Raw genomic sequence first — 25,233 nt, 5'->3', positions numbered from 1 at the left:
CACAACTCATTGCTCGCTGCTCATCGCTCTTAGCTCACTTATTCAGCTTTATCCGAAAAGTTGTTCCTTTTCCCAATTTACTTTCTAGTAAAATCAATCTTCCTTTATGGTAGGTCTCAATAATTCTTTTCGAGAGGCTCAATCCTAATCCCCATCCGCGTTCTTTAGTGCTGTAACCCGGTCTGAAGATATCCTTTCTAAATTTTTGGTCGATGCCTTTGCCTGTATCTTTTACATCAATAAAAAAATACTTATTTTTTTCTTGTATGGAAATTGAAATATTACCCTCTCCTTGTTCGATAGCGTCGATAGAATTTTTGATGAGGTTCTCAAGAACCCATTCGAACAGATCGCGATTAATATTTACAGAGACATTTTTGTTCAGGTTAACTGATATTTCAATGTTTTTGCGCAACTGTGGCAGTCGTTTCCGGAAATAATTAGTAACATTTTCTATTAGCTCGTTCAGCGGTTCTAATTTCAAGTTTGGTTTAGAGCCAATTTTCGAGAAACGTTCAGTAACTTTTTGGAGACGAATTAAATCGTTCTCCATCTCGTTTACTGTCTCTAAAACTTTATTACTTTTCTCTGCATTTAGTTTTATTAATTCCATCCAGCCCATAACATTCGACAACGGTGTGCCGAGCTGATGAGCAGTTTCTTTCGCCATACCAACCCAGATATTACTTTGCTCAGTTCGTTTGATGTAACTAAAACCGACGTAACCGAGGAGGATAAAAATTCCGGCTAAACCGATTTCGATAAAAGGTAGCCAACGCAGTTCTGTAACTATTTGAGATTCGCCGTAGTGCAGGTACTGAAGAATGATTGTATCGTTAAGCGCCACCTTAATCGGTTCGTTAGTTTCGTCAAACCGGGTGATTAGTTTTTTGAGAAATATTTCTTGTTCAATTTCCGATAGAGTTGTATCCAGCCGAATATTTCGTATATTCATTTTGTATGGAGGGATAGGAAATCTTTGATTATCGGATAAAATAATAGGGAAGTCTATTGCTTTTATCACCTCATTAAAAACGAAACTGTAATCTGCTTGAGCATCAGGACTCGTAGCAAGGTATTCCAGAGATTTTGCATAGAGGTCGGCTATCTCACGTTCCTTCACCAATAATTTATCGACGATAATTTGTGTATAAATTATGGTTGCCACAACAAGTATGATGGCGGCAATTACTAATGATAGTTTAATGTTCGTGGAGCGGGGTGTTGCCATATTTAGTTGTCGAGAATTATAGTTTGATTTCTTTTTGGACCAACCGATATGATGTTAATGCCAACACCTGTAAATATTTCTATAGCTGATAAGTATTTTATAGCATTATCTGGCAAGTCGGTGAATGAAGTAATATTCACTAACTCAGTTTTCCAACCGTCGAAGCGTTCGTAAATTGGTCTAACAGATTCCAACGAGATGACATCGGTGGGAAAAGTTTTTAATCGCTTTCCGTTGTATTCGTAAGCTGTGCAAATAAAAATATCATCAAAAGCGCTAAGTACATCTAATTTTGTAATCGCTAATTTTTCTATTCCGTTTATCATTGCAGAATATTTCATAGCAAATGCATCGAACCAGCCGCAGCGGCGTGGTCGTCCGGTAGTGGCGCCGAATTCAGAACCAACAGTGCGGAGTTTAGTGCCGAGTTCATCTGTGAGTTCTGTGGGGAACGGTCCATTGCCAACACGAGTGCAGTAAACTTTTGCAACACCGAGGATTGATTTGATGGATGTAGGCGGAATTCCAAGTCCGGTACAAGCACCGCCGCTTGTAGGATTAGAGGAAGTAACGAAGGGATAAGTTCCGTGGTCAATATCTAACAAAGCACCTTGAGCCCCCTCGGCTAAAATATTTTTACCGTCTTTTATAGCATTATTTAAGTAGAGGGCTGTATCGGTAACATACTCATCAATTATTTTATCAAAATTTTCGTATTCTGCAACTATTTTTTCAACATCTAATTTCGCTTCACCATAAATCTGATCAAAAAGTTTGTTATACACTTCGATGTTTTTGATTAATTTCATTTCAAAAATCTTGCGATCAAGAAGGTCGACTATTTTTATTCCTGTGCGGGTTGCTTTGTCGATGTATGCTGGACCTATGCCCCTGCCGGTAGTTCCAATTTTATCAGCTCCTTTTTCGTGCAAATTATCGAGCAGTTTGTGATACGGCATTATTAGATGAGCATTATGGCTAATTAATAACCGATTAGTTATGTTGATTCCTAAATTTTGAAGTTGCGTTATTTCGTGCAACAACGCAATCGGGTCAATTACAACACCGTTACCGATTACGCAGGTTACATTGGGATGGAAGATTCCAGAAGGGATAAGATGCAAAACGTGTTGCTTATCATCCAGCACGATTGTATGTCCTGCATTAGCGCCGCCTTGATAACGCGCGACGATGTTTATATTTTGGCTGAGGAGGTCAACGATTTTTCCTTTACCTTCGTCGCCCCATTGTGCACCGAGAATTATTTGAACGCTCATAACGACCTTAATAAAATAAAAACTCCGATAGGAAACAAGTTCACTACCGGAGTTTGTAACAAGTAAAAATTCAAGAGGATAATTTATTTTGAGTAGCTTTCAACCGCTTGTTTAACCGTTTTGAATATTTCGAAAACTTTAACAAGTTTTGTAATGATTAACAGGTTTTCGATTTTTTTTGAAGGTGCTGCAATTTTTAAATCACCTGAAGCATTACGCATTGTAGTTATAGCAGCAATCAACATTCCTAGACCGGAACTGTTCATCAACTTTACGTTTTTTAAATCTAAAACTATTTTTTTCTTTCCATCAGCAATAAGTTTATGGAGCAGATCATTCAGGACTGTTGAATCAGGTCCACCCATTACATTACCATCAAGACTTATGATAGCAATAGACTGGATTTCTTTGATTTTGAATTTCATATTTTATTATTAGCTTTGTTTTTTTCTTAAAGACCATTCGTAAACCACGGCGCTTGCAATGTAGATGGATGAGTAAGTACCAACTACAATACCGATTGTAAGTGTGAAAGCGAACCCGCGGGTTACTTCGCCACCGAATAACATAATGATAAATAGTACCATGAATATTGTTCCCGATGTAATAATGGTACGGCTGAGTGTATCATTTATACTTTTATTTATTACATCGAACAGACTCATTGTTTTATAGATTTTCAAATTTTCCCTGATACGGTCGAAAATAACTACACTATCGTTGACCGAAAGACCAACGAGTGTGAGGAATGCGGCAACCATATTTTGATCTATTTCAAAATCTAAAAAGGGAGTCATACCATCGAGAAGGGAGATAATACCCAAAGTTATAAGAACATCATGGAATAAAGCAACAACGGCACCGACACCGTAAATAAATTTAAACCGGAAGCCGATGTATATCAACATTACTATCAGCGATGCAAGAATTGCGTAAATAGCACCACGGCGAAGTTCTGCACCGATTTTGGGTCCGATCTTTTGTTCTTCCAAAATCGTAGTTGGATTGTCAGGGAAATTTTTTCCAAGAGTTGTCTTGATATTGTCGCCTACAACCGTGCCGAATTCGTGTACAGGTGTTCTAATTAAAATGTTAAGCGGGTCGCCATAAATTTTTATTTCGGCTCGTGTAATACCTTCTTTATTTAAGGCTTCACGGATATCAGATATTTTTGCCGGAGTTTGAAACTGCACAATTAACTCTGTTCCACCGAGGAAATCGATACCCAAATCGATTCCTTTTATAAAAAGTGAAATTATTCCGAAAGAAAGAAGGGTCAGAGAAGCTATATAAAAAGTTTTTCTGACACTAAGGAAATTTAGATTTGTTTTTTTTAAGAATCTCATAGTAATAAAAATCCTGTTTGATTAACCAAAACTGATGTTTGAATTGCGTTCAGTCATTATATTAAATATTACACGTGTTATGACTATAGCACTAAATAAACTGGCCGCTATACCAATCATCAATGTCAACGCAAAACCTTGTATCGGTCCGCTGCCGAAATTGTAAAGAATAACGCCCGTGAAGAATGTCGTTAAGTTCGAATCGAAAATGGCAGTCCAGGCTTTGCTATAACCTGCGTCAATAGCAGCTCTTAAAGTTTTACCTGTAACTGCTTCTTCTCGGATTCGCTCGAATATTAGAACATTAGAATCAACTGCGATTGCCATTGTTAAAATCATACCCGCGATTCCGGGCAATGTAAGTGTGCCCTGAAAAGCGGCTAACACAGCAAGAACGAATACTACATTGAACATCAAAGCAAAATCTGCTATCGAGCCGGCTTTGCTGTAATAAATAATCATAAACAAAACTGTGAGTGCAAAAGCAAGCAATGATGAATCGATTCCTTTATTAATGGAGTCCTGGCCTAGCGATGGTCCAACAGTTTGTTGTTGAATAATTTCGACAGGGGCGGGGAGCGCACCAGCTTTTAAGACAATTTCTAATAACCTTGCTTCTTCGATATTGTCCATTCCCTCAATTTGGGAATTACCACCAATTATTTTTTGGCGTACAACGGGTGCAGAAAATACTGAGTTATCAAGAACGATTGCAATGCGTTTCTGAATGTTCGCTCCTGTAATTCGTGCCCAATCCCGTGCACCCTCAGTATTCATTTCCATGTTAACAACTGGTGTATTGTAGTTAGGATCGATAGTCGCCCGTGCATTCACAATAACACCACCAGTCAATTCAGCTTCTTTTTTAACAGGATAGAGTTTATACCATTTTTTTCCTTCAGCTATTATTGAATGCTTTGCTGACCAGAGGAAAATCATATCTGTCGGAATTAATTTTTTTATTTCGGGTCTTTTGAACATCCGATTTACTTTTTCACGATTTTCTTCAGCAACAAAAAACTCCCCCTGTATTTGCGGGTCAGGTCGTGCAAGGAAAAAGAATGGATGTTCTTTGGCAGCATCGGCATCAGCTTGTGTGGCTGTTTCCGGTATGGTAATATCGTTTGTATCTTTTACAGCTGATAATTTGGCTGTATCTTGCCCTAACGTATCAACTACTTGCTTACCAGCCAAATATTTATCAATAGTTTCAGTAACTCTATTGACGATTTCAGGTTCTTTAAGTAATTTAAATTCGAGTAAGGCTGTTCCTTGGAGAAGCTGCCTGACTTCGGATTCTTTACTGACACCTGGTAATTCAACAATAATTCTTGTAGCGGCTTGTTTCTGGATGGTAGGTTCGGATACACCATATTGGTCAACTCGGTTTCGAACAACTTCTACGGCTCTATCTATTGCATTAACGGCTTCTTCATCTAATTTTGATATGATTTCTTCGTTATTATCCCGAATGCTGCCATAATACCTGCTCAGCCGAATACCTCTTTCCTCAAATTTACGAAGCAGGATACCTGTAATTGGTTGATCCGATACTTTTGTTTCAGCATGAACTTCATTTATTATGGTATTAAAAATTTCATCCTTATTTTTTGCCAAATCTTCAAGCAATTTAGGGATGTTCACTTCTAAAACGACGCGCATACCACCCTGAAGATCCAAACCCAATTTGATTCTTTTCATTCGGGCTTCACGAATAGCATGTTCGTTTTGTTCAAGATATTTAACACTATCTTCGCCAGCCAAACTTATTAATTGCTTTGTAAAATTATAATCCTTATAAGTGGGATATAAAAGATACAAAGCGATTAGGATACTGGCGATGATAATAATAATTTTACCGCGTTCTTTTTTCACGAAAGCTAAACCTCCATAAGACTAATATTTGTTGATTTTATGGTTCATAGTTAATTTTTGAGATGAAAATATAACGGAATATTACATAAAAGTCAATAACAATAAAAAAACTTATTGCTTATCTCAAATTTTTGATATATATTTAATACGTTTTTAATAACAATAATATCATTATAAGGAGACATTTTAGTATATGCCATTAATGACTCGAATGCGCGATAACATGCCAGCGATTATTATTTTTCTTGTTTTCGCTTTCATTTTAACCATCATCTTTGAATGGGGTATGGATTACCTCGGGCTATCTTCACAACGACAAGAATACGTGGGGGTAATCAACAATCGAAATATTAATTATCAAGAGTTCGTTGAACTCGTAAGAGAACGGTCTGAACAACAGAAAACTCAAACCGGAAAAGAACCTGATGAAAACGAATTGAATCGAATACGCGATGAGGTTTGGAACTCTCTGGTTACGCAAACATTAATCGATGAAGAAATTCAACGATTGGGAATTGAAGTTCCTGACCAAGAAATAATCGATTGGGTAAAGGGCGAAAATCCACCAGAATTCTTACACCGTCAGTTTGTTGACTCAGTTGGAAATTTCAACCGTGCAGCTTACGAATCAGCTATTTCCGATCCTCGTAATAAGGAAATCTGGATACGTGTAGAAGAAGGACTGAAAAAGCAGAGGATGCAGGAAAAACTTCAAAGTATAATCTTGGCTGGTGTTCGTGTATCCGAATCGGAAATCTTCCAAAAGTTCGCAGAACAAAATTTGAAATTAGGAGCCGAATATATTTTCTTCGATCCAAATAAATTTGTTACTGATGAGGAAGCTAACGTTACCGATTCAGATATTGAAAAATTTTATAACGAAAATTCAACCGAGTATAAAGTTGAAGCAACTCGAAAACTTAAATATGTTAAGTTTATCGAAAAGCCTTCCTCAAAAGATACTCTCTCTGTGGTTGCCGAATTGGATGACGTTCTACGCCGCGCAGCAGCGGGGGCTGATTTTATGGACCTCCTCAGTACATACACCGAAAACCAGACTACTGATATTTTTTACAAACCATCCGATCTAACTCCTGTAAAAGCCGATAAAATATTCTCAGCTAAAGTGGGCGACATCGTGGAACCTTTCGCTGACCACGATGGATATCATTTAATAAAAATCTTGGAAGAAAAAACCGGTACCGAAGATTTTGTAAAAGCAAGCCATATCTTATTTTCGATTCAGGGTGCCGACAGCGCTAAAGTTTTAACGGAAGCCAAAGATGTTTTAAATAGAATTCGCTCAGGCGAAGATTTTGCAAAATTAGCTGAAAAGTATTCGCAAGATCCGGGCTCAGCGGTAAAGGGTGGCGACTTAGGTTGGTTCGGTAAAGGAAGAATGGTTAAACAGTTCGAAGAGGCTTGTTATAAAACTCTGATAAACCAAATCACAGGTTTGGTACGAACACAATTTGGTTATCATATTATTAAGGTAACAGGCAAAAGCAAGCGCGAACTTAAAATTGCCGACATCGCAATTCCAGTTCGTGTAAGTTCCGAAACCCGCAGTGCTATTTACCAAAACGCCCAGGATTTTAAATATTTAGCGGAAGAAAACGATTTTATTAAAGAAGCCGAAGTTGCAAATTATGAAATTATCGAAACACCTTCATTCGGTGAACAAGGAATAATACCCGGTATTGGAAATCATCCTTCAGTAAATCGATTTGCTTTTGAGAAAAAACTTAGAACCATTAGCGATGTGCTTCCTCTGACTGAAGGGTACGGGGTGTTTATGATTTCCGAAGTGAAGAGAGAGGGAATACGACCATTGGCAGAATTGAAAGAAAGTATTCGTCCTCGCGTGCTTCGTGATAAAAAAATGCAACTGCTGAAAAACAAAGTAAGCGATTACAGAAAACAATTACAGTCCGGCGATCCATTGAGTAATTTGACTCAACAGAATCCAGACCTTGTTATTCAATCAACCGGACAGTTCACACCGGGTGGTGGAGTTCCGGGTATCGGTAGGGATATGATGCTTATTGGAAGTTTGCTATCGTTGAAGCTGAACGAGGTTTCAAAGCCTTTCGAAGGATTACGTGGTTATTACATCGCAAAACTGACCGAGCGTGTTGAAATTGATTCGACTGCCTATAAAGCTCAAAAGGAAATGCTATCAACACAAATTTTACAGACAAAGAAAAGTCAATTCCTCAGTGAATGGTTGGAACAATTAAGGAAGAATGCTGAGATAAAAGATAACCGGGATTTATATTTCAGATAGATAAATAGAAACACAAATTATGAGACCGACTAACATTGAGTTTAATAACAAAATTTTAGTCGGTCTTTTTTTTATTTAAAGTATCGATGAAAAAAAGAATCGCATATCTAAGTTTATTGCTGATACTCTGCGCTGGAAATGTCCATGCAAAAGATTATAAGTCTTCAATATTTTTGAAGGGTTTATATATTACTTCATCCAAAATATACTTATATCCCAACGCATCCGATTTTATATTGCGAAGTAAACATCTTCTGATAGAAAACATTTATGGGGGAGGTGTAGATTTCCGCGTTAATTTGTCGAGTGCAAAAATTCAATTAGGACTATCTGTCGATTACATCAGCAAAGCTCAAAAAAACGATTTGCAAAAAACTGAAGATTGTTTCACTGCGATTCCGGTAGAGATATCCGGATATTTTTATATTCCAATTACAAATTCGAATATTTCCATTTTTATGGGAACCGGAGGTGGCTTATATTTTGGAGAGAGAAAATATTCTTTAAATAATTTGAAAGCTCATTTGATTGATAAAAAATCCGGATTCGGCATCCATGTATTAGGTGGAATTGACTATTCAGTTTATGATTATTTTATTCTCCGGTCGCAACTTAAATTCCGCGATTTATATTTTAGAACAACTAATCAATTCGTAGCTTCAGATTTTGATGAGAAGTCGTTCGTTTCGCAAGTTAATGTTGATGGGATGATTGTAGAATTAGGAATTGTTTTTACTTTTTGATGAAAGTACAAATTAAAAAAGATTTAATTTATTTTACCGGCTTTATGGCTGGCGGTAAAAGCACAATCGGTCTGATTGTTGCAAATACTTTGGGCTATGCTTATACCGATATCGATAAAGAGATTGAGACAAGATCGGGTAAAAAAGTAACTGAAATATTTGCAGAACTCGGCGAGTCATATTTTCGTGAATTAGAAACACAAGTGCTTTCAGAAATAAGCAAACTACCGCGTCATGTAATTTCTTTGGGCGGGGGAACAATTATTAATCCGAAAAATTTGAAGATTATAAAATCCAACGGATTGCTGCTCTATCTAAAATCAGGTTCGGAAAATATATTTAAACGTTTACGTTATAAAACCGACAGACCGGTATTTATGGATAAGGACAGAAAGTGGCTGCGTGATTCTGAATTGAAGGACAAAATAAAGATGTTGATGGAAACCAGAGAACCTTTTTATCAACAATCCGATTTAACTTTTTTAACCGACAACAAACCAGTTGGAGTTACTGTCGATGAGATAATTAAAAGAATAAAACCGCTAATCGAATTATAATAACAAAAATGGTGTAATTTATGCAACGACGTATGTTTATTTTATTTCTAAATTTAATGTTAGTCAGTAACATTCTTAATGCCCAGTTCATCGAGCTATCATTATTTCCCTTCCTACAAATTAAACCGACATTCGATATTAATTCAAGGTCTGATGGGATGGGTCGTCTGGCATTCATTGTAGATGATCCGATTCGGGATGTTTTCATAAATCCAGCCAAAAGTAATCTCATCAAAAATAATCTTACAATTTTATCTCTTTCGCATACATTGGTGAAGAACGAGTTTGAACAGCGACTGTCTCCATCGCTTTACAATATTACACACAATGAACAGCGTTATACACATTTATCAAGTCCAATCGGGGGGATATTTAGACTTGATAGGTTTTTAATCGGAGGTAAGATATCTTATCAATCGACCGAATTTAAATCGGAGCAGGTTGAAGAAGGCTATCAGAGAAATGTCTATAAATTTGAATCAAAAGAAACGGGTTATCCGTTTGCTGCCTTTATGTCGTACGAATTTAGCGATTGGGTTTCATTTGGATTAGGAGTGGATAAAAATACCTTCAAAGAAAAATCCACAAACTTTGTAAACCCTGATGAACACAGTAAAACTGATGATTTGATCGTTCGGGGAGGTTTAAACATGAAAATAAATGATGTTGATAAATTGTCTCTGTTGTTGAGTTTTTATCAATCGGAAAGAGAATTATTATTTTTTGATATGACAAAAGGTTGGGTATTCCAATCTGACTATAAGCATAAATTAAATGATGCACTCCTGATAGGCGGGACATTCACTTTAGATAAAAAAAAGATGGACCCCTATGATGGATATAGTCTAAAATTTGGAGTTGGTGGAATTTTCCAATCGGGTGTGATAATGTTAGCTTCAGAAGTTTCAATCGAACCCGCTTGGTTGATATATGAGTATAAACCAAAGGAGTATGGTTCTTATTATCAAAAATCTAAATACACATTTATGAACTGGAGTTTAAAATCGGGTGTTCAGGTTAATCTAACTGACGAATTGCAATGTCGATTTGGATTTGAATATTACAAGTACCAAGGTAATTATGAAGGTAAGTATGATACCGTAAAATATTATATTAAACCTTCACATAGTACTTTTATTCCGACTATAACGACAGGATTAGAATATAACTTTGATAATTTTAATTTGATTTATAATTTTAATTATGGGAGCCAAAATCATTTGTTGTTCTCCGGTTTTGCTGGAATACAACAAACCGATTTAAATCCAATATTTAATCGGCTAATGATTATTTATAATTTTTAATTTGTCTGCTTATTTGCACTCTGGGTTACAATCTGCAAGAAAACGGATTTAGTTGTTTCGCCACTATCAGAGAATCCTGAAATTTCTATAATCATCGATGCCAGCCAAAATACTTATAATCAATAAGGATGAGGTAGTCATTAATCCTGCAGGGTTTACTGTCGTTTAAAAAAGTTGACAGTACAATAGTTTTTTTACATGGGATGAAACAGACAATAATGGAAATCGGCTTCCAAGTTCAAGATACATTCCCGAGATGTGGATTGTGGAACAAATCCGAATCGGTCGTGCTAGGATGGGTTACTATCGGATTAGATAGTATTCGTAGGTGGACGGACTACGTTCTCGTAGAGAGAATCGGCTCCCGTTTTATCGGTCGAGAAAACCAGCCAAAGACGAGCAAGCTGATCTGCCTACATTAAGAATATCATAAGTGCTGAAGAACTCTGTTGATCAGTCCCCGTAATTCTACTGACATTTTTTCAAAATGATCGTCCTGAAAAAAGTTTGTGATAAGCGAGGGATTGAATATCGAGATTTCGGTTTTACCCGATTTTTCTTGAATAACTATATTGCAAGGTAACAGCAATCCGATGCTGTCATCAATTTCAAGAGCTTGATGCGCAAAGGTAGGATTGCATGCACCAAGGATTGTATATTTCCGGAAATTTAGATTGAGCTTTTGTTGAATTGTTTCTTTAACATCGATCGTTGTTAGAACACCGAATCCTTCCTTCTGCAATTCATCAGTAACCTTCTTAATCGCTTCATCAAACGATAAATCTACTTGTTTTGTAATTCCTAATTGCATACTCATCCACTATTCCATTATAAATACTTTCGCAGTTTCTCAGCTTTTTGAGCCCCAATCAACACTTCTTCGATTACTTTATCTTTTATAACTAAGATTGTTGGAGTTGCCATAATACCTAATTTACGCGTAGTGGTTAGCTCCTTCGCAATATCAAAAGAGAGTATGTTATCATTCGTTCGTCTTAGGTCATCAATAATTTTAGTTTGGGGTCGACAAGCCGCGCAACCGGGACCCCAAAAATAAATTAATAGATTTTGATGTTTGCTAATAGCTTCTCCGATCACTCCGTCAACATTGTCGATGAGCTTTCCTTTTTGCGATTTAGATTTACGTATCATAAGAAATTGTAAAACTATAAAAAGTAAAACAATGTTTACAACGATTATTAAAACAATATCCATTTTTTATATTGGCTGTTGCTTTTTCTTGCGTGGTATAAAAAGTAAACCGACAACCCCACCATAAAGTGTACTAATTAATGGATTGCTTGTAATCGGACAAGTTCCTGAGTAACAGCCGATGAAATGATAATAAGCATAACCACCGAGTGCACCGAGAACGGGAAGTCCGATTCGCAATAGCCATGTATTAGCCTTCAAATTTTGAATTAATTTTTTCATCTTAATTCTTACAATCCGCACATTCCGCTTGAGCAACCGCCGTACGAAGGAGCTGAATCAGCTGGACAAGTGTCGCACGAAGAATCGGAAGAACCCATTTTTACCATTGGGGCAGAAAATAATTTTTTAAATTCCGTGCTGCTGCATTTCGGGCAAACGACGTTATCGAGTATTTCGGAACCTTTATGAAAAATATCGTAAGTCTTTTCGCATTTTGTACACCTGTAATCGTAAACTGGCATTGAATGAATTCCTTCTTCTGTATTTTTAATTTTTAACTTTAATTGCTTTTAAATTATTTAAATCTTTTACAAATTCTTCTATCGCTTGTTCGTTGAAACCTTTTTCCTTCGAAGCAGATTCTAAAGTCCTCCAAATCGGATCACCGCATGCTAAACATTTTATTCCCTTACGCATCAAATAACTGACCGATTCTGGGAGTAATATTACTAATTCTTCTATAGAAATATTCTTTTTTATCTTTATCAATCTGTTAGTTCTACAATTTTATAAGTATGGTTAATTTCTACTGACTTACGAAGCATGTGAGTAACGGAACAGTATTTTGAAAGCGAAAGCTCGATAGCACGTTCAACATCTTTCGGCTCAATCGCTTTGCCTTCAAAAACATATTCTAAATTAATCTTTGTGTAAACCTGTGGATGCTCATCCGATACTTCAGCTTCGATGTTCATAAAAAAATTTTTCAGGTTAGTTCGTTTTTTCCGTAAAATTGCTGCTACATCGCTTCCGGTGCACCCACCGAGCGCAAGCAGGATTAACTCCTTAGGACGTGTTCCGGCATTACTTCCGCCGAAATCTTCGGGACCATCCATAGTTACCCAGTGGTTTGAATCGGCTTTGCCTAAAAAGGTTACACCTTGAATGTTTTTTACGATAGCTTTTTTGGTTGCCATTGTGTTTCTCTCTTTTTGTTTATTTATATCCTATTAGAAAACCAATTACTGCAAAATAAATTGTACTTACTTTTGGTTTACAAAGTATTGGACAGAAACCGCCAATCTTACTAAAATATTTTCCGATAAAAAAACCTGCCGCTGCACCAACCGCTGCTCCAATTATTCCGTATGCAATCATCCGAGATCACCTAAGAACGGCAGCCACCGTGTTAAGTAACTCGCAATAACAGCTAACGAACCGGTTACCATCAGAATTCCAACCAACACTAACAAACCACCACTCACGATTTCAATAACACGGAAGTAACGTTTAACCTTGTGAAAAACTGAAAAGAATGCATTTATACTGAGGGCAGCAATTAAAAACGGAATCCCCAATCCGAGTGAATATGCAGTTAATAATCCGATTCCCTGATATACAGTTTCCTGCTGACTTGCAATAGTTAAAATGCCGGCTAGTATCGGACCTATGCAAGGAGTCCAACCAAATGCGAAAGCTAATCCAACCAGGAACGACCCGATGACACCAAAGGATTTTTTATTTGTATGAATACGCTTTTCGAATTGAAGGAATTTTAATTTAAATATTCCGGTAAGATGAATGCCTAAAAGTATCAAAAAAACGCCTGCTATTTTGCCTGCTATATCTAAATTAGATAACAGAAATTGTCCGATGAATGTAGCCGAGGCACCAAGTGCAATGAAGACTGTTGAAAAGCCAAGAACGAAAAAAACCGAGTTGGTTAAAATCTTTTTCATGTTCTCTTTTTTGTTTCCCGACTGCATCTGATCGAGAGAAAGCCCGGAAATAAAAGAAAGATATCCCGGAATAATCGGCAGCACACAGGGTGAAGCGAACGAGAGGAGTCCGAAAAGAAAAGCTGTAAAAATACCTACTGATTCCATAAGTTAAATTATTAGTTAGTGATTTTTATTTTTGAATTTGAAATTTAATATCTTTTTCGAATACTTCCTTCGTCCGAAAACCTTCGTAACGCTGTACTATTTTTCCATCTTTGCCAACTAAAAAAGAAGTCGGAATACCACGAATGTTGCCGTATTGTTTGACTAATGCTTCGTCTCCAATAACAACAGGATAGTTAATTTTATTATCTTTTACAAAACGAACAACGCTTTGGTAATCGTCAAGGGCTATGCCGATGAAAGTGAACTCTTGGTTCGAATATTTCTTTTGCAACTCGATGAAATCAGGGATTTCTTTTTTGCAGGGTGGACACCACGTTGCCCAGAAATTTAAAAACACGACTTTACCTTTATAATCGGATAATTTCACTTGCTTGCCGTTCAAATCGGTTAGATTAAAATTCGGTGCAATTTTGTTGTTTGAAAATGCTGTAAAGGAAATGAGCAAGACAGTTAATATTATATAAGCAAAAATTGATTTCATTTTTATTATTCCTATTAGTTTTGTAATGAATGTGATTCAACTACCTGTAAAATTTCTTCAAGGTATTGCTGTTCGGAGAGTGCACCCTCGAAGTGTTGGTCTTCGTTAACTACAATTCGTGGGACACCACGAACATTATACTTGTTCGCTAACTCAGGGAATTCAGTAGCTTCTATCATTTCGGCTTTGATATTATCGTTCAACAGAGCTAATGCATGCCCCATAAGAACAGCGGGGGGGCAGTAGGGACAAGTCGGCGTTACGAAAACTTGAATATGCACCGGCTTGTCGATTTGTTTTACTTTTTCTATTACTCCTTCGCTCAACTGTGTTTTACCAGTCGAAACCATTTCTATAGATTCTAATAGAGAAGCAAACTCGTAACCCGATGGAATACCGAAATAACGAATGCCGTAATCTTTTTCGTCGCTCATCACAACTGTTGCCGGTATTTTGGTTATGCTATATTTATCAGCAATCGCTCTGTCGGTAACGAGATTGTATGTTTCGAGTTTTATTTTATCGGATAACTCCGCAACCTCGCTAAGCAACTGTCCGGTCTCGCGGCAGAATTGGCACTCCAATTCTTGTGTGAAGAACAATAACCTAACGTTACCTTCGAGTTCTTCGAACCTCTTTTTAATTTCTTGTCGATCTTTTTCTTTTATGATTGTCATATTATTCCGTTATCAATTTACAAAAATATTCATAATTATAAAATATCAATATTCTTGTTTTTATTTGTTAATATTTTTGTGAATGCAATTTTTAAAACTCCGTTTTTGAATTCGGAGTTCACGCTATCCAAATTTAAGGATTCAGGGAGTTCGATGTATCGAATGAACTTACCATATTTTCGTTCGCAGCAATAATTCCGATCAGATTTGCTGGTAAATTCTGAATGCCGTTCACCTTGTAGAACAAGTACGCTATTTTCAATTTTTAAACTGATCTGTTCTTTTTCTACGCCGGGTAAATCTATATTAATATCGAGTGAATTACTGTTTTCCGATATATCAACATCGGGGATCCAATCGGCATCATTTTTTTTCTCGACTCTATCAGCATAATTATAATCGGGCAAATCCGGATATAGCCGATGCAGTAATTCTTGAGCAGGGGAAAAGTTTCGTCGCCGGTGTAAATGAAGCTGGCCGTTCTGTTTGTTTTGATTGTGCATAATGAACTCCATTTAGTTGGCAGCTGTTTTAGCTTTTGTTACATACTCATCTAATTTACCGGCTAACACATGTTTAGGGACAGAGCCCACAACACCATCGACTAATTTGCCGTTCATAAATATTCCTAAAGTTGGAATACTCATAATTCCATAATTAGACGCTACTGCATTATTTTCATCAGTGTTCAATTTGGCAACTTTAAATTTGCCCGCATACTCATCGGCTAATTGTTCGACCATGGGAGCTACCATACGGCAGGGTCCACACCACGGCGCCCAGAAATCTACAAGCACCGGTAATTCAGATTGTAAAACTTCTTTTTGAAAATTTTGATCTGTTGCTGTTAAAATATTTTTATTCATATTATTTACTTTCTTTTTTTTCATTTAATTTTTTGATTGTTGATATTTTAAATGGTACATAAACCGGGCACCAACCGATTAAAGCGGTGATAATTGGAATAATACCTAAGAGTCCCCAGGTTGTTTGTGGACCGAAGAAATACAAACCTAATAATACTAAACCTAATATGAGTCTTAAAACTCTATCTATACTTCCTATATTTTTAGTCATTTTTTGAATCCTTTCTTTTGGTTTTTTGAATTCACTTAATTGGATGCAATGAAATTCGATAGGATTCAAACTTAAAAGTTTGATTTTCTAATTTAATTTCAATAAATTTGAAGCAAATTATTAGAAAACTCAAAATGATGGATAATTACATACCTTTGGCAATAATCCTCACGTTTGCTACTATCTTTGCACTAGTGATGACGAGAGTGAACGAATGGTTCGGTCCTAAAAAACCTACCGAAGAAAAACAAACAACTTACGAGAGCGGAATGGAGCCGGTGCGAACAGCCCACGAACGTTTTTCAGTAAAATTTTTCCTTGTCGCTATGTTGTTCATAATATTCGACATCGAAATTGTCTTCATGTATCCTTGGGCAGTTAACTTCCGCCAGTTAGGACTTTTTGGATTTATTGAGATGTTTGTATTTCTTTTTATTTTGATGCTTGGGTATTATTACATTTGGAAGAAAGGTGCCTTGAAATGGGACTAATGGATAAAGATGGTTTTTTTACAACAAAATTAGATACATTGTTAAATTGGTCACGTAAAAATTCGTTATGGCCTATGCCGATGGGAATTTCGTGTTGCGCTATAGAGATGATGTCGTTTGCCGGACCACGATTTGACGTTTCCCGTTTTGGTTCGGAAGTGTTCCGCTTTTCGCCGCGTCAATCCGATTTAATGATTGTAGCAGGAACAGTAACTTATAAAATGGCAAAAGTTGTGAGAAAAATATACGACCAAATGCCCGAACCCAAATGGGTTATGTCGATGGGGGCTTGTGCTTCTTCGGGCGGTATGTACAGGTCATACTCTGTTGTTCAAGGTATCGATTTATTTATACCGGTAGATATTTATGTCGCCGGTTGCCCACCGCGTCCTGAGAATGTTTTAAATGCCCTTATCGAATTACAGAAAAAAATTGCACGAAACGAAAAACCGGGCGATTCTCAAAAAATTATTATCCAAAACTGACAATGGAAAAGATCAAACAAAAACTAATTGAAAAATTAAAGGAGAACTACGGAATGAGTATCGAATCTGTAGTCGAGTTTCAGGGAACTCTCACCATTACAGTTGCAAAGGAAAAGATAAAAGAAATTTGTACTTTCCTACGGGGCGATTTCGATCTCTATTTCGATATGTGCAAAGATGTAATTGGCGTTGATTATCAAAGGGCAGACTTTAGATTCGAGTTAGTATATAATCTTTATTCAATAAAAAATAATTTTCGATTTTTATTAAAAACAAAATTGCAAGAAACGGATTTGAATATCCCTTCTGTTGTTGATATATGGCCCGGAGCTAATTGGCCCGAGCGAGAGGTTTATGATTTTTTCGGAATTATATTCGATGGTCATCCTGATTTGCGAAGAATTTATATGCCTGAGGATTTTGAGTATTTCCCGCTAAGAAAAGAGTTCCCATTAATGGGCATACCCGGTTCAATTCCTCTTCCACGAAAATAATTTTTTTAAACTATGAATACAAAAAGTAAAATACTGCAAGCACTCGAGAATCAGGATGTAAGTGTATATTTTGATGACCCTCTTGAGAATGATATGATCTTGAATATGGGGCCTCAACATCCGGCTACACACGGCGTTTTACGTTTACTGATTCGTTTAAATGGAGAAACCATTCTCGGAACAGTTCCGGAAGTTGGTTATCTACACCGCGGTTACGAAAAACTCGCGGAAAATATGACTTACCACGAATACATACCGCATACCGACAGGTTAGATTATCTTTCGCCTTTAGCGAACAATGTTGCTTATGTTTTAGCAGTCGAAAAATTAGCCGGCATCAAGGTTCCACGAAGAGCCCAGTTTATCCGAGTTATCATTGCCGAAATGGCTCGCATTATGTCCCATCTTGTTGCAATGGGTTCAACTGCAATGGATGTGGGGGCGCTTACAGTTTTGTTGTGGGGCTTCAGAGAAAGGGAAAAACTTCAGGATATACAGGATGTTTTTACCGGAGTTCGGTTCACAACAAGTTTCACACGCATCGGCGGGTTGGCTCAGGATATGTCGGATGAAGCCATTGCAATGCTGAAAAATTTCCTTGATCAATTCCCCGAAAAAATAAAAGATGTCGAAGGTTTACTTTTTAAAAACCGTATCTTTATACAAAGATGCGAAGGTGTAGGAGTAATTTCAAAACACGACGCAATCGCTATGGGCTTAACTGGTCCGAATCTTCGGGCATCGGGTGTGGCTCACGACTTACGTCGAGACGAACCGTATCTCATTTACGATGAATTCGATTTTGATATTCCGACTTACGACGATGGCGATGCCATAGCACGGTTTTATATTCGTATGGAAGAAATGAAACAGAGTGTTAAAATAATTCGTCAGGCACTTGAAAAAATTCCAAAGGGTCCTGTTAATGCGGCACTACCAAAAAAAGTTTTGCCCTCGAAAGAACGTATCTACGGAAAGATGGAAGAACTTATACACGATTTCATGCTGATAAATTTTGGAATCAATCCGCCCGTCGGTGAAGTTTATCAAGCGATTGAAAATTCAAAAGGTGAATTAGGATTTTATATATCAAGTCTCGGAGAGGGTGCACCGTGGCGTTTAAAAATTCATTCACCTTCATTTATAAATATACAAGCATTACCGGTTTTGTTAAAAGGACATCTTATCTCGGATGTTGTAGCTATTATCGGCAGCATCGACCCGGTTATGGGAGAAGCAGACAAGTAAAATGTTGACAGAAGAAAATTTAAAAAAGGTAGAAACATTAAAAGGACGATATCCGAACACTAAGTCGTTAACACTGCCGGCATTGTGGATGGCTCAAGAACAATTCGGATGGGTCTCGGAAGCGTTTATGAAATACATTTCCGTATTGCTGAACATTCCATACAATCATGTTTATGGAGTTGCTTCATTTTACACGATGTATAATAAAAAGCCGGTGGGAAAATTTCATATTCAAGTGTGCACAAATATTTCGTGTCAGCTCTTGGGTTCCGAAAAACTTGTAGCCCATTTATGCAAGAAGTTAGATGTTTCAAAAGGCGAGATTAGTAAAGATGGAAATTTTACAATTTCCGAAGTTGAGTGTTTAGGTTCCTGCGGAACCGCCCCGGCAATGCAAATTAATAATGATTATTTTGAAAATCTCACACTCGAAAAAATAGATGATATTATTTCAAAACTAAAATAATACTATGTCAGAATCTACCATAAAGATATTACTTCCCGAGATTCTTAATCTCCACAGACTCGAAATTTACCAACAGCACAACGGCTATGCGGCTTTGAGGAAAATATTTGAAATGAAGCCCGACGAGGTGATAGATGAAGTTAAAAAATCCGGATTACGCGGTCGCGGAGGAGCTGCTTTCCCGACCGGATTGAAGTGGAGTTTTATGCCCAAATCGAACGAGAAGCCAAAATACCTTTGTGCTAATGGCGATGAAGGAGAACCCGGAACTTTTAAAGACAGACAAATTTTTGAATTCAATCCTCACCTTTTTATAGAAGGATGCTTGATAGCAAGTTATGCTATGGGAATTAATGCAACCTATGTTTACATTCGGGGTGAATACAAAAAGTGGATAGATATACTTCAACAAGCAATTGATGAAGCTTACGACAAAAATTACATTGGGAAAAATATTTTAGGAAAAAATTATAGCACCGATATTTACATTCATCGGGGAGCGGGTGCTTATATTTGCGGCGAAGAATCTTCGCTAATGAATTCAATCGAAGGCGAGCGTGGCTACCCGCGTGTCAAGCCACCATTCCCGGCTCAATCAGGACTGTGGGGTAATCCGACGAACGTAAATAATATTGAAACTCTTTCGTGCATACCATCTATTATTTTGAATGGAGGAGAGTGGTTTTCAAAAATCGGCGACTCGAGACATCCTGGTACCATTTTATTTGGAATTAGCGGTCACGTCAACAAACCCGGAGTTTATGAACTTCCAACGAGTGTACTACTCACAGATTTAATTTACAAATTTTCCGGTGGAATCAAAGACGGTAAAAAACTAAAAGCCGTAATTCCCGGTGGTTCTTCTGTGCCGTGGTTATTGAGTGATGAGTTAGATGGAGTTCGGATGGATTTAGAATCGCTCAAAGCTGCCGGTTCTGCTATCGGCACAGGTGGTGTAATTGTGTTGGATGAGGATACAGATGTCCTGAAAGTTTTAAAACGACTTGTTCATTTTTATCACCATGAATCTTGCGGACAATGCACTCCTTGCCGCGAAGGTTGCGGTTGGATGGAAAAGATTTTAGAGAGATTCCTTAACGGGAACGGAACTATGAGTGATGTTGATTTGCTCCTCGATGTAGCCAACAATATTGAGGGTAACACTGTTTGTGCTCTCGGCGATGCTGCCGCTTGGCCTGTGCAAAGTGTGATTAAAAAATTCAGGAATGAATTCGAGAAGAGAGCACGCAAAGAACCAATTCAGCGGCAACCTGTAAAAGCTCCGCATGTGGTGGAGGTTTGAATCTCGCATATCCATAAATGGATACGCTGATAAAAAAAAGACCGATGAATCGGTCTGGGGATATTTAGTCCGCTTCAGCGGACTTCTTTCGTTTAGCGTCATCGTTACATAGGGAGATTATCGAACTATAGCTAATTGTAAATTGTCAATTAACCAATCACCATTGACCATTAGCAATACCGTTTGGTTCGACAGGCTCACCATACGTCTAAGACTTCACGTTTCGCTTAGTTCGGAAAGCTCACAAAGCTCCATTCAATAATTTCAAACTATCGATTTGGATATTTTTCTAACAACCTTTTTTTTGTGTATGCAATCAATCCACCCGCGTCTACTATCGCTTGCCGGGCTTTTGGCAACGGTTCAACCGGGAATGATTTGCCTTTGGTGTGATTTACAACTTTATCGGGAAGAACTTCCAACTCGTCACCTTCAGATGCTTCGATTGCCGGGCAAATAACAGTTTTTAAACCGAGGTTTACAGAATTCTGCAAAAATATTCGAGCAAATCCCTTCGCAACAATAACGATCTCGTATCCTTTAATTGTTGATACTGCTTGTTCACGCGATGACCCGCATCCGAAATTTGTCCCCGCAACTATCACACTGCCTTGTGGAATTTCTTTGTTCTTCAATCGCTTATTTAGTTCCACCATATCGGCAAAACAGTATTGCGGTGTTTCGGTTGGGAGTACCGTTGCCATGAATCTGCCGGGATAAATGATGTCTGTTGAGATATCGTTTGGTAGTATTGCTACAACTTTTGATGTATGATGTGACATATTAATTTACTCCTCTCGGATCTGTTATAATTCCTGTGATTGCACTTGCTGCGGCAACCGCGGCTGAGCAAAGATAAACTTCTGAATTTGGATTTCCCTGTCGGCCTTTAAAGTTTCTATTAGTTGTAGAGAGTGAGATGTCGCCATCCGCTAACGCGCCCTGATGAACACCGAGACAACATCCACAATTGGAATTCATTATAACGGCTCCTGCGTCCATTAGTTCAGCGATGTAACCTCGTTTGAGAGCTTCTCTATAAATTCTCCACGATGCTGGAAATACTAACATCCGTACATCCTTGGCAACTTTTTTACCTTTTAATATTTTCGCTGCTACTTCTAAATCATCCAACCGACCGTTTGTGCAAGAACCGATAACAATTTGATTTACTTTTACATTTATAATTTCTGAAATTGGTTTCACGTTATCCACTGTGTGTGGACATGCGATTTGGGGATTGAGTTTGGAAACATCAATTTCAATTACTTGATCATATTTTGCATCAATATCGGGTTTTAAAAGTTCACCCTTATATCCAACGAACGCTTCTTCAAGCAAGTATCGCAGTGTTTCTTCATCAGCTGGAACAATTCCCGATGTGGCGCCTGCTTCTACCGACATATTTGAAAGTGTTAAGCGACCGGAAGTGCTCATATTATTAATTGTCTCGCCATGAAATTCGAGCACTTTAAAGTTCGCACCTTCGGCAGTTAATTTTCCAATCAAATAAAGAATTAAATCTTTTGGATAAACTCCTGATGGAAACTTCCCATTGACATACACTTTTATTGTTCCCGGAACTTCAACGTTGAGAACCGTTCCAAGAGTCCACACACTTGCCATCTCTGTTGCACCGATACCGAAAGCAAATGTGCCAAGTGCGCCATGACTCGTTGTGTGGCTATCTGTGCCGACAATAACTGACCCGGGAATGACATAACCGTTCTCCGGTAAAACTTGATGGCAAATTCCGCCTTCATCGCCGCGAATGTCGTGAAACTTAGCAATACCCTGTTTGCCCACAAAGTCGCGGATCTTCTGCTGGTTTGTCGCGGTTTTCGAACTTTCTGCAGGTACACGATGATCTAAGATGATTGCAATCTTCGATGGATCCCAAACTTTAAGAGAAATGCCGGTATCCTTATAAATTTCAGTGAATTGGTTGATAACCAATGCCGCATTCTCATGCGACATTGCAAGATCAACAAGCGGCTCCAGCACATCACCGGCTTTCACCGATGACTGTCCTGTTGCCTTTGCAAGTATTTTTTCTACTAAAGTCATAGCCATAAATTATTTTACTCCTTTTTTCCTTTGTTAAAATACGAAATCCGAATACCTGCCCGCCGTCCCGATTCCATCGGTACTTTGGCAGGCGAGTCTAAGCTCGAAACAAATCCTAATTATCAAAACCAAAATGAAAATCAAAAATTACTGCTTTTGAAATAAATGTATTTCAGATTTGTATTTTGGGAAATTTGAAATTGTTTCGTATTTTGAATTTCGGTATTCTCATTTGATTTCTATATAACTTTCTTTTCTTTAAAACTTTTTATTTCTTCTTCTGTGTATCCAACGCTCTTTAATACTTCGAATGTATGTTCCGATAACTTCGGTGGCGGCGAATCGATCGTACCAGGAGTCTTGCTAAACTTTGCAGTCAAGTTAAAAAGCTTCAAGTCGCCGATGCCTTCGCTGTGAATCGACTTTATCGTCTCTCGATGTTTGATTTGGGGTTGATTAAGAGCATCTTCCAAACTGAGAATTTCACCTGACGGTACATCGTTTGCGTTTAATTTTTCAACCCAATATTTTGTTTCCTGTTCAACGAGCTTTGCTTCCAATAATGGTGTGAGGAGTTTTCGGTTTTTCTTTCTCGTATCGCGTTCCTGAAAGCGTGTATCCGTTTTCAACTCAGGAACACCAAGCACATCCGCAACCGATTCCCACTGCTCTTGTTTGTTCGCTGCTATGTTAATATAACCATCCTTCGTCTTGAAAACCCCAGAAGGTGCGGCAGTAAAATTATCGTTGCCCATTAACACCGGCTGCTGACCACCGATGAGCAGATTTGCTGCCACCCATCCCATCAGTGGCATGATCGAATCGAGAAGCGCAACGTCTATGAACTGCCCTTCACCCATCTTCTCACGGTAATATAATGCAGCCATAATCGCAAATGCCGCATTCAAACCACCGACTGTATCGCACACCGGAAATCCGGCGCGCAACGGGTTCAAATTCTCATCGCCATTGATTGCCATCTCGCCGCTAAGACCCTGAATGATTTGATCGTAGGCAGGTTTCATCGCATCGGGTCCGTCTTTTCCGAATCCCGATATGGCGCAATAAATAATTTTAGGGTTGATTTCCTTCAGCGCGTTATACCCGACTCCCAACCTGTCCATCACATCCGGGCGAAAATTTTCCACAACCACGTCGGCAGTTTTCACCAATTTCTTGAAGATTTCTTTTCCTTCCGGAAATTTAAGATTGAGTGTAACCGATTTCTTGTTAGCGTTCTGAGCAAGGAAGCTGGTGCCCATTTGTTTTTTATTTAACTCAGGAAGACATCCCAGCGTACGAGCGAGATCGCCCCCTGTTGGATTTTCGATTTTGATGACCTCAGCACCTAGAAGTGCGAGATGTAGTGTTGCAAACGGTCCAGATAAGACATTCGTCAGATCGAGGACGCGGATATTTGAGAGGAGTTTTTGAGACATTCAGATTTCCAAAAAATAATTATTCATCAAGATTGTGGTTCATCAACAATGGAACCTGCTTTATGCACAAGTCCCGGCATCTCGCGGTTGAAGAATTCTGAAAATTCCTTCGCGAGGTCAATCAACTTTACTAAATTAATCTCTTTTCTGAAACCCATCCGCTGCAGCGCGTGGACGAAATCCTCAGTGCAAACATTTCCTGCTGCAACTTTTGTGAATGGACAACCGCCAAGTCCGGCAATGGACGATTCATAATTTTGTACACCAATCTTCATTGCTGCATATACATTGGCGAGTCCCATTCCATAAGTATTATGGAAATGGCAGGTAGCTTCAACGGAGCTATCGAGTTTAAAGATTGCTTCATACACCTTCTCAACTTGATCAGGAGTCGCATGACCGGCAGTATCGGCGAGTGAGATATTCTTCAGACCGGCATCAAGATATTTTTGAACAATGCCGAGCACTCGCTCATGCGGAACATGTCCCTCGAATCCACAGCCGAAAGCCGACTGCACAGAAAGCTGAATTTTTTTTCCGGCTGACACAGCTTGCTTTGCCGTTGCAATAATCCGCTCAGTTGCTTCAACTATGCCCATTCCCGTGTTTTTCATGCTGTGTGTTTCGCTTGCCGAAACTCCCATGCAGTACATCTCAACGCCGCATTTTTCACCACGCTCTAAACCTTTTTCGTTCAGAACAAGTCCCGAAAGAATTGTTTTACTTGTCTTGTTCTTTGTAAGGTCGGCAAATAGTTTATCGGTATCTGCCATCTGCGGCACTTTTTCCGGATGGACGAATGAGCCGATCTGGATAATATCCACACTCGAATCCATTAATCCATTAATCCATTTAAGTTTATGCTCAAGCGGGACGACCTGCTTTTCCATTTGCAACCCGTCTCGTAAGCCGACTTCGTGTATGATGATTTTGTGCATTTTTTGCAGTTAAAATATTCCTTAGTGGTTCTTAGTGATCTCCGTGACTTAGTGGTTTTCTTTTTAACCACTTAGACACAAAGGACACTAAGATTCACTAAGATTTTTGGTTATAGGGCAGTTCCAAAAATTCAAATATAAGTTTAGTGTTATAGATTTTATCGTC

34 protein-coding genes are annotated in these 25,233 nt (G+C 38.2%); 12 read left to right on the top strand and 22 right to left on the bottom strand.

Annotated features, from left to right (window positions below):
* Window positions 1-34: 34 nt before the first annotated feature.
* The 5 genes from QME58_06495 to secD all read right to left on the bottom strand — a co-directional run bounded on the left by QME58_06495 (window position 35) and on the right by secD (window position 5,729).
* Window positions 35-1,231: a HAMP domain-containing sensor histidine kinase gene (locus tag QME58_06495; protein MDI6803480.1), complete on the bottom strand. Its 1,197-nt coding sequence runs from the start codon at window positions 1,229-1,231 to the stop codon at window positions 35-37.
* Window positions 1,232-1,233: 2 nt separating this feature from the next.
* On the bottom strand, window positions 1,234-2,508 hold the full coding sequence (locus tag QME58_06490; protein ID MDI6803479.1) for an adenylosuccinate synthase: 1,275 nt from the start codon (window positions 2,506-2,508) through the stop codon (window positions 1,234-1,236).
* An 83-nt stretch (window positions 2,509-2,591) separates the two neighbouring features.
* On the bottom strand, window positions 2,592-2,933 hold the full coding sequence (locus QME58_06485) for an STAS domain-containing protein (protein MDI6803478.1): 342 nt from the start codon (window positions 2,931-2,933) through the stop codon (window positions 2,592-2,594).
* Between the two features lie 9 nt (window positions 2,934-2,942).
* Window positions 2,943-3,854, bottom strand: coding sequence for a protein translocase subunit SecF (gene secF, locus QME58_06480; GenBank protein ID MDI6803477.1), 912 nt, complete (start codon window positions 3,852-3,854; stop codon window positions 2,943-2,945).
* Window positions 3,855-3,875: 21 nt separating this feature from the next.
* Window positions 3,876-5,729, bottom strand: a complete 1,854-nt coding sequence (gene secD, locus QME58_06475; protein MDI6803476.1) for a protein translocase subunit SecD — start codon at window positions 5,727-5,729, stop codon at window positions 3,876-3,878.
* A 211-nt stretch (window positions 5,730-5,940) separates the two neighbouring features.
* Between secD and QME58_06470 the strand changes: the two genes are divergently transcribed.
* The 5 genes from QME58_06470 to QME58_06450 all read left to right on the top strand — a co-directional run bounded on the left by QME58_06470 (window position 5,941) and on the right by QME58_06450 (window position 11,042).
* Window positions 5,941-8,016 (top strand): peptidylprolyl isomerase, encoded by a 2,076-nt coding sequence (locus tag QME58_06470; protein ID MDI6803475.1) that lies wholly within the window; start codon window positions 5,941-5,943, stop codon window positions 8,014-8,016.
* A gap of 86 nt (window positions 8,017-8,102) precedes the next feature.
* Window positions 8,103-8,759, top strand: coding sequence for an OmpW family outer membrane protein (locus QME58_06465; GenBank protein MDI6803474.1), 657 nt, complete (start codon window positions 8,103-8,105; stop codon window positions 8,757-8,759).
* Window positions 8,759-9,316, top strand: coding sequence for a shikimate kinase (locus QME58_06460; GenBank protein ID MDI6803473.1), 558 nt, complete (start codon window positions 8,759-8,761; stop codon window positions 9,314-9,316). Before QME58_06465 ends, QME58_06460 begins: the two co-directional genes overlap by 1 nt.
* 20 nt (window positions 9,317-9,336) lie before the next feature.
* Window positions 9,337-10,620, top strand: a complete 1,284-nt coding sequence (locus QME58_06455) for a hypothetical protein (protein ID MDI6803472.1) — start codon at window positions 9,337-9,339, stop codon at window positions 10,618-10,620.
* 203 nt (window positions 10,621-10,823) lie between these two features.
* Entirely contained in the window at window positions 10,824-11,042 is a 219-nt protein-coding gene (locus QME58_06450; protein MDI6803471.1) for a hypothetical protein, read from the top strand.
* 5 nt (window positions 11,043-11,047) lie between these two features.
* On the opposite strand, the gene QME58_06445 is transcribed toward QME58_06450, so the two are convergent.
* From QME58_06445 to QME58_06385, 13 genes are read right to left on the bottom strand one after another with little or no spacing between them, the layout of a single operon-like run.
* Entirely contained in the window at window positions 11,048-11,437 is a 390-nt protein-coding gene (locus tag QME58_06445; GenBank protein ID MDI6803470.1) for a DUF302 domain-containing protein, read from the bottom strand.
* 11 nt (window positions 11,438-11,448) lie between these two features.
* Entirely contained in the window at window positions 11,449-11,835 is a 387-nt protein-coding gene (locus QME58_06440; protein MDI6803469.1) for a thioredoxin family protein, read from the bottom strand.
* Window positions 11,836-11,838: 3 nt separating this feature from the next.
* Window positions 11,839-12,054, bottom strand: a complete 216-nt coding sequence (locus QME58_06435) for a DUF6132 family protein (GenBank protein ID MDI6803468.1) — start codon at window positions 12,052-12,054, stop codon at window positions 11,839-11,841.
* Window positions 12,055-12,062: 8 nt separating this feature from the next.
* Window positions 12,063-12,296, bottom strand: coding sequence for a zinc ribbon domain-containing protein (locus QME58_06430; GenBank protein ID MDI6803467.1), 234 nt, complete (start codon window positions 12,294-12,296; stop codon window positions 12,063-12,065).
* A 25-nt stretch (window positions 12,297-12,321) separates the two neighbouring features.
* Window positions 12,322-12,543: a DUF1858 domain-containing protein gene (locus QME58_06425; GenBank protein ID MDI6803466.1), complete on the bottom strand. Its 222-nt coding sequence runs from the start codon at window positions 12,541-12,543 to the stop codon at window positions 12,322-12,324.
* Entirely contained in the window at window positions 12,540-12,971 is a 432-nt protein-coding gene (locus QME58_06420) for an OsmC family protein (GenBank protein ID MDI6803465.1), read from the bottom strand. The genes QME58_06425 and QME58_06420 overlap by 4 nt, the downstream gene beginning before the upstream one ends.
* A 19-nt stretch (window positions 12,972-12,990) precedes the next feature.
* On the bottom strand, window positions 12,991-13,152 hold the full coding sequence (locus QME58_06415; protein MDI6803464.1) for a YtxH domain-containing protein: 162 nt from the start codon (window positions 13,150-13,152) through the stop codon (window positions 12,991-12,993).
* The gene (locus QME58_06410) at window positions 13,149-13,880 is read right to left on the bottom strand and encodes a cytochrome c biogenesis protein CcdA (GenBank protein ID MDI6803463.1); all 732 of its coding nucleotides are present in this window, start codon (window positions 13,878-13,880) and stop codon (window positions 13,149-13,151) included. Before QME58_06410 ends, QME58_06415 begins: the two co-directional genes overlap by 4 nt.
* A gap of 25 nt (window positions 13,881-13,905) precedes the next feature.
* On the bottom strand, window positions 13,906-14,382 hold the full coding sequence (locus QME58_06405) for a TlpA disulfide reductase family protein (protein MDI6803462.1): 477 nt from the start codon (window positions 14,380-14,382) through the stop codon (window positions 13,906-13,908).
* Window positions 14,383-14,396: 14 nt separating this feature from the next.
* Entirely contained in the window at window positions 14,397-15,059 is a 663-nt protein-coding gene (locus QME58_06400) for a thioredoxin family protein (GenBank protein ID MDI6803461.1), read from the bottom strand.
* A gap of 35 nt (window positions 15,060-15,094) precedes the next feature.
* On the bottom strand, window positions 15,095-15,562 hold the full coding sequence (locus QME58_06395) for an Hsp20/alpha crystallin family protein (protein MDI6803460.1): 468 nt from the start codon (window positions 15,560-15,562) through the stop codon (window positions 15,095-15,097).
* Between the two features lie 12 nt (window positions 15,563-15,574).
* Window positions 15,575-15,925, bottom strand: coding sequence for a thioredoxin (trxA, locus tag QME58_06390; GenBank protein MDI6803459.1), 351 nt, complete (start codon window positions 15,923-15,925; stop codon window positions 15,575-15,577).
* A gap of 1 nt (window position 15,926) precedes the next feature.
* Entirely contained in the window at window positions 15,927-16,136 is a 210-nt protein-coding gene (locus QME58_06385; GenBank protein MDI6803458.1) for a DUF2892 domain-containing protein, read from the bottom strand.
* 134 nt (window positions 16,137-16,270) lie between these two features.
* Between QME58_06385 and QME58_06380 the strand changes: the two genes are divergently transcribed.
* Genes QME58_06380 through QME58_06350 form a run of 7 tightly spaced genes read left to right on the top strand, consistent with a single transcriptional unit; the run spans window position 16,271 to window position 20,735 of the window.
* Window positions 16,271-16,627 (top strand): NADH-quinone oxidoreductase subunit A, encoded by a 357-nt coding sequence (locus QME58_06380; protein MDI6803457.1) that lies wholly within the window; start codon window positions 16,271-16,273, stop codon window positions 16,625-16,627.
* Window positions 16,618-17,112 carry an NADH-quinone oxidoreductase subunit B family protein gene (locus QME58_06375; GenBank protein MDI6803456.1) on the top strand — a complete coding sequence of 165 codons (495 nt, stop codon included), beginning with the start codon at window positions 16,618-16,620 and terminating at the stop codon, window positions 17,110-17,112. Before QME58_06380 ends, QME58_06375 begins: the two co-directional genes overlap by 10 nt.
* 2 nt (window positions 17,113-17,114) lie before the next feature.
* Window positions 17,115-17,606: an NADH-quinone oxidoreductase subunit C gene (locus tag QME58_06370; protein ID MDI6803455.1), complete on the top strand. Its 492-nt coding sequence runs from the start codon at window positions 17,115-17,117 to the stop codon at window positions 17,604-17,606.
* 12 nt (window positions 17,607-17,618) lie between these two features.
* Window positions 17,619-18,854, top strand: coding sequence for an NADH dehydrogenase (quinone) subunit D (nuoD, locus tag QME58_06365; protein ID MDI6803454.1), 1,236 nt, complete (start codon window positions 17,619-17,621; stop codon window positions 18,852-18,854).
* A 1-nt stretch (window position 18,855) separates the two neighbouring features.
* A complete protein-coding gene (nuoE, locus tag QME58_06360; GenBank protein ID MDI6803453.1) occupies window positions 18,856-19,320 on the top strand; it encodes an NADH-quinone oxidoreductase subunit NuoE in 465 nt (154 codons plus the stop codon).
* A gap of 4 nt (window positions 19,321-19,324) precedes the next feature.
* Complete coding sequence (gene nuoF / locus QME58_06355) at window positions 19,325-20,623, top strand: NADH-quinone oxidoreductase subunit NuoF (protein MDI6803452.1); 1,299 nt, start codon at window positions 19,325-19,327, stop codon at window positions 20,621-20,623.
* Window positions 20,607-20,735, top strand: coding sequence for a hypothetical protein (locus tag QME58_06350; GenBank protein MDI6803451.1), 129 nt, complete (start codon window positions 20,607-20,609; stop codon window positions 20,733-20,735). Before nuoF ends, QME58_06350 begins: the two co-directional genes overlap by 17 nt.
* 157 nt (window positions 20,736-20,892) lie before the next feature.
* Here QME58_06350 and leuD read toward each other — a convergent pair whose 3' ends face one another.
* The 4 genes from leuD to QME58_06330 form a co-directional block, all read right to left on the bottom strand.
* On the bottom strand, window positions 20,893-21,405 hold the full coding sequence (gene leuD, locus QME58_06345) for a 3-isopropylmalate dehydratase small subunit (GenBank protein MDI6803450.1): 513 nt from the start codon (window positions 21,403-21,405) through the stop codon (window positions 20,893-20,895).
* A 1-nt stretch (window position 21,406) separates the two neighbouring features.
* Complete coding sequence (locus QME58_06340; GenBank protein ID MDI6803449.1) at window positions 21,407-22,696, bottom strand: 3-isopropylmalate dehydratase large subunit; 1,290 nt, start codon at window positions 22,694-22,696, stop codon at window positions 21,407-21,409.
* Window positions 22,697-22,929: 233 nt separating this feature from the next.
* Entirely contained in the window at window positions 22,930-24,129 is a 1,200-nt protein-coding gene (locus QME58_06335; GenBank protein MDI6803448.1) for a CaiB/BaiF CoA-transferase family protein, read from the bottom strand.
* A gap of 26 nt (window positions 24,130-24,155) precedes the next feature.
* On the bottom strand, window positions 24,156-25,067 hold the full coding sequence (locus QME58_06330; protein ID MDI6803447.1) for a hydroxymethylglutaryl-CoA lyase: 912 nt from the start codon (window positions 25,065-25,067) through the stop codon (window positions 24,156-24,158).
* Window positions 25,068-25,233: the final 166 nt, after the last annotated feature.

The organism is Bacteroidota bacterium (assembly GCA_030017895.1).
In the GTDB taxonomy this organism is placed as follows: domain Bacteria; phylum Bacteroidota; class Ignavibacteria; order UBA10030; family BY39; genus JASEGV01.
Note: the sequence above shows the minus strand (reverse complement) of the source record. Positions and strands in the feature narration are given on the sequence as shown.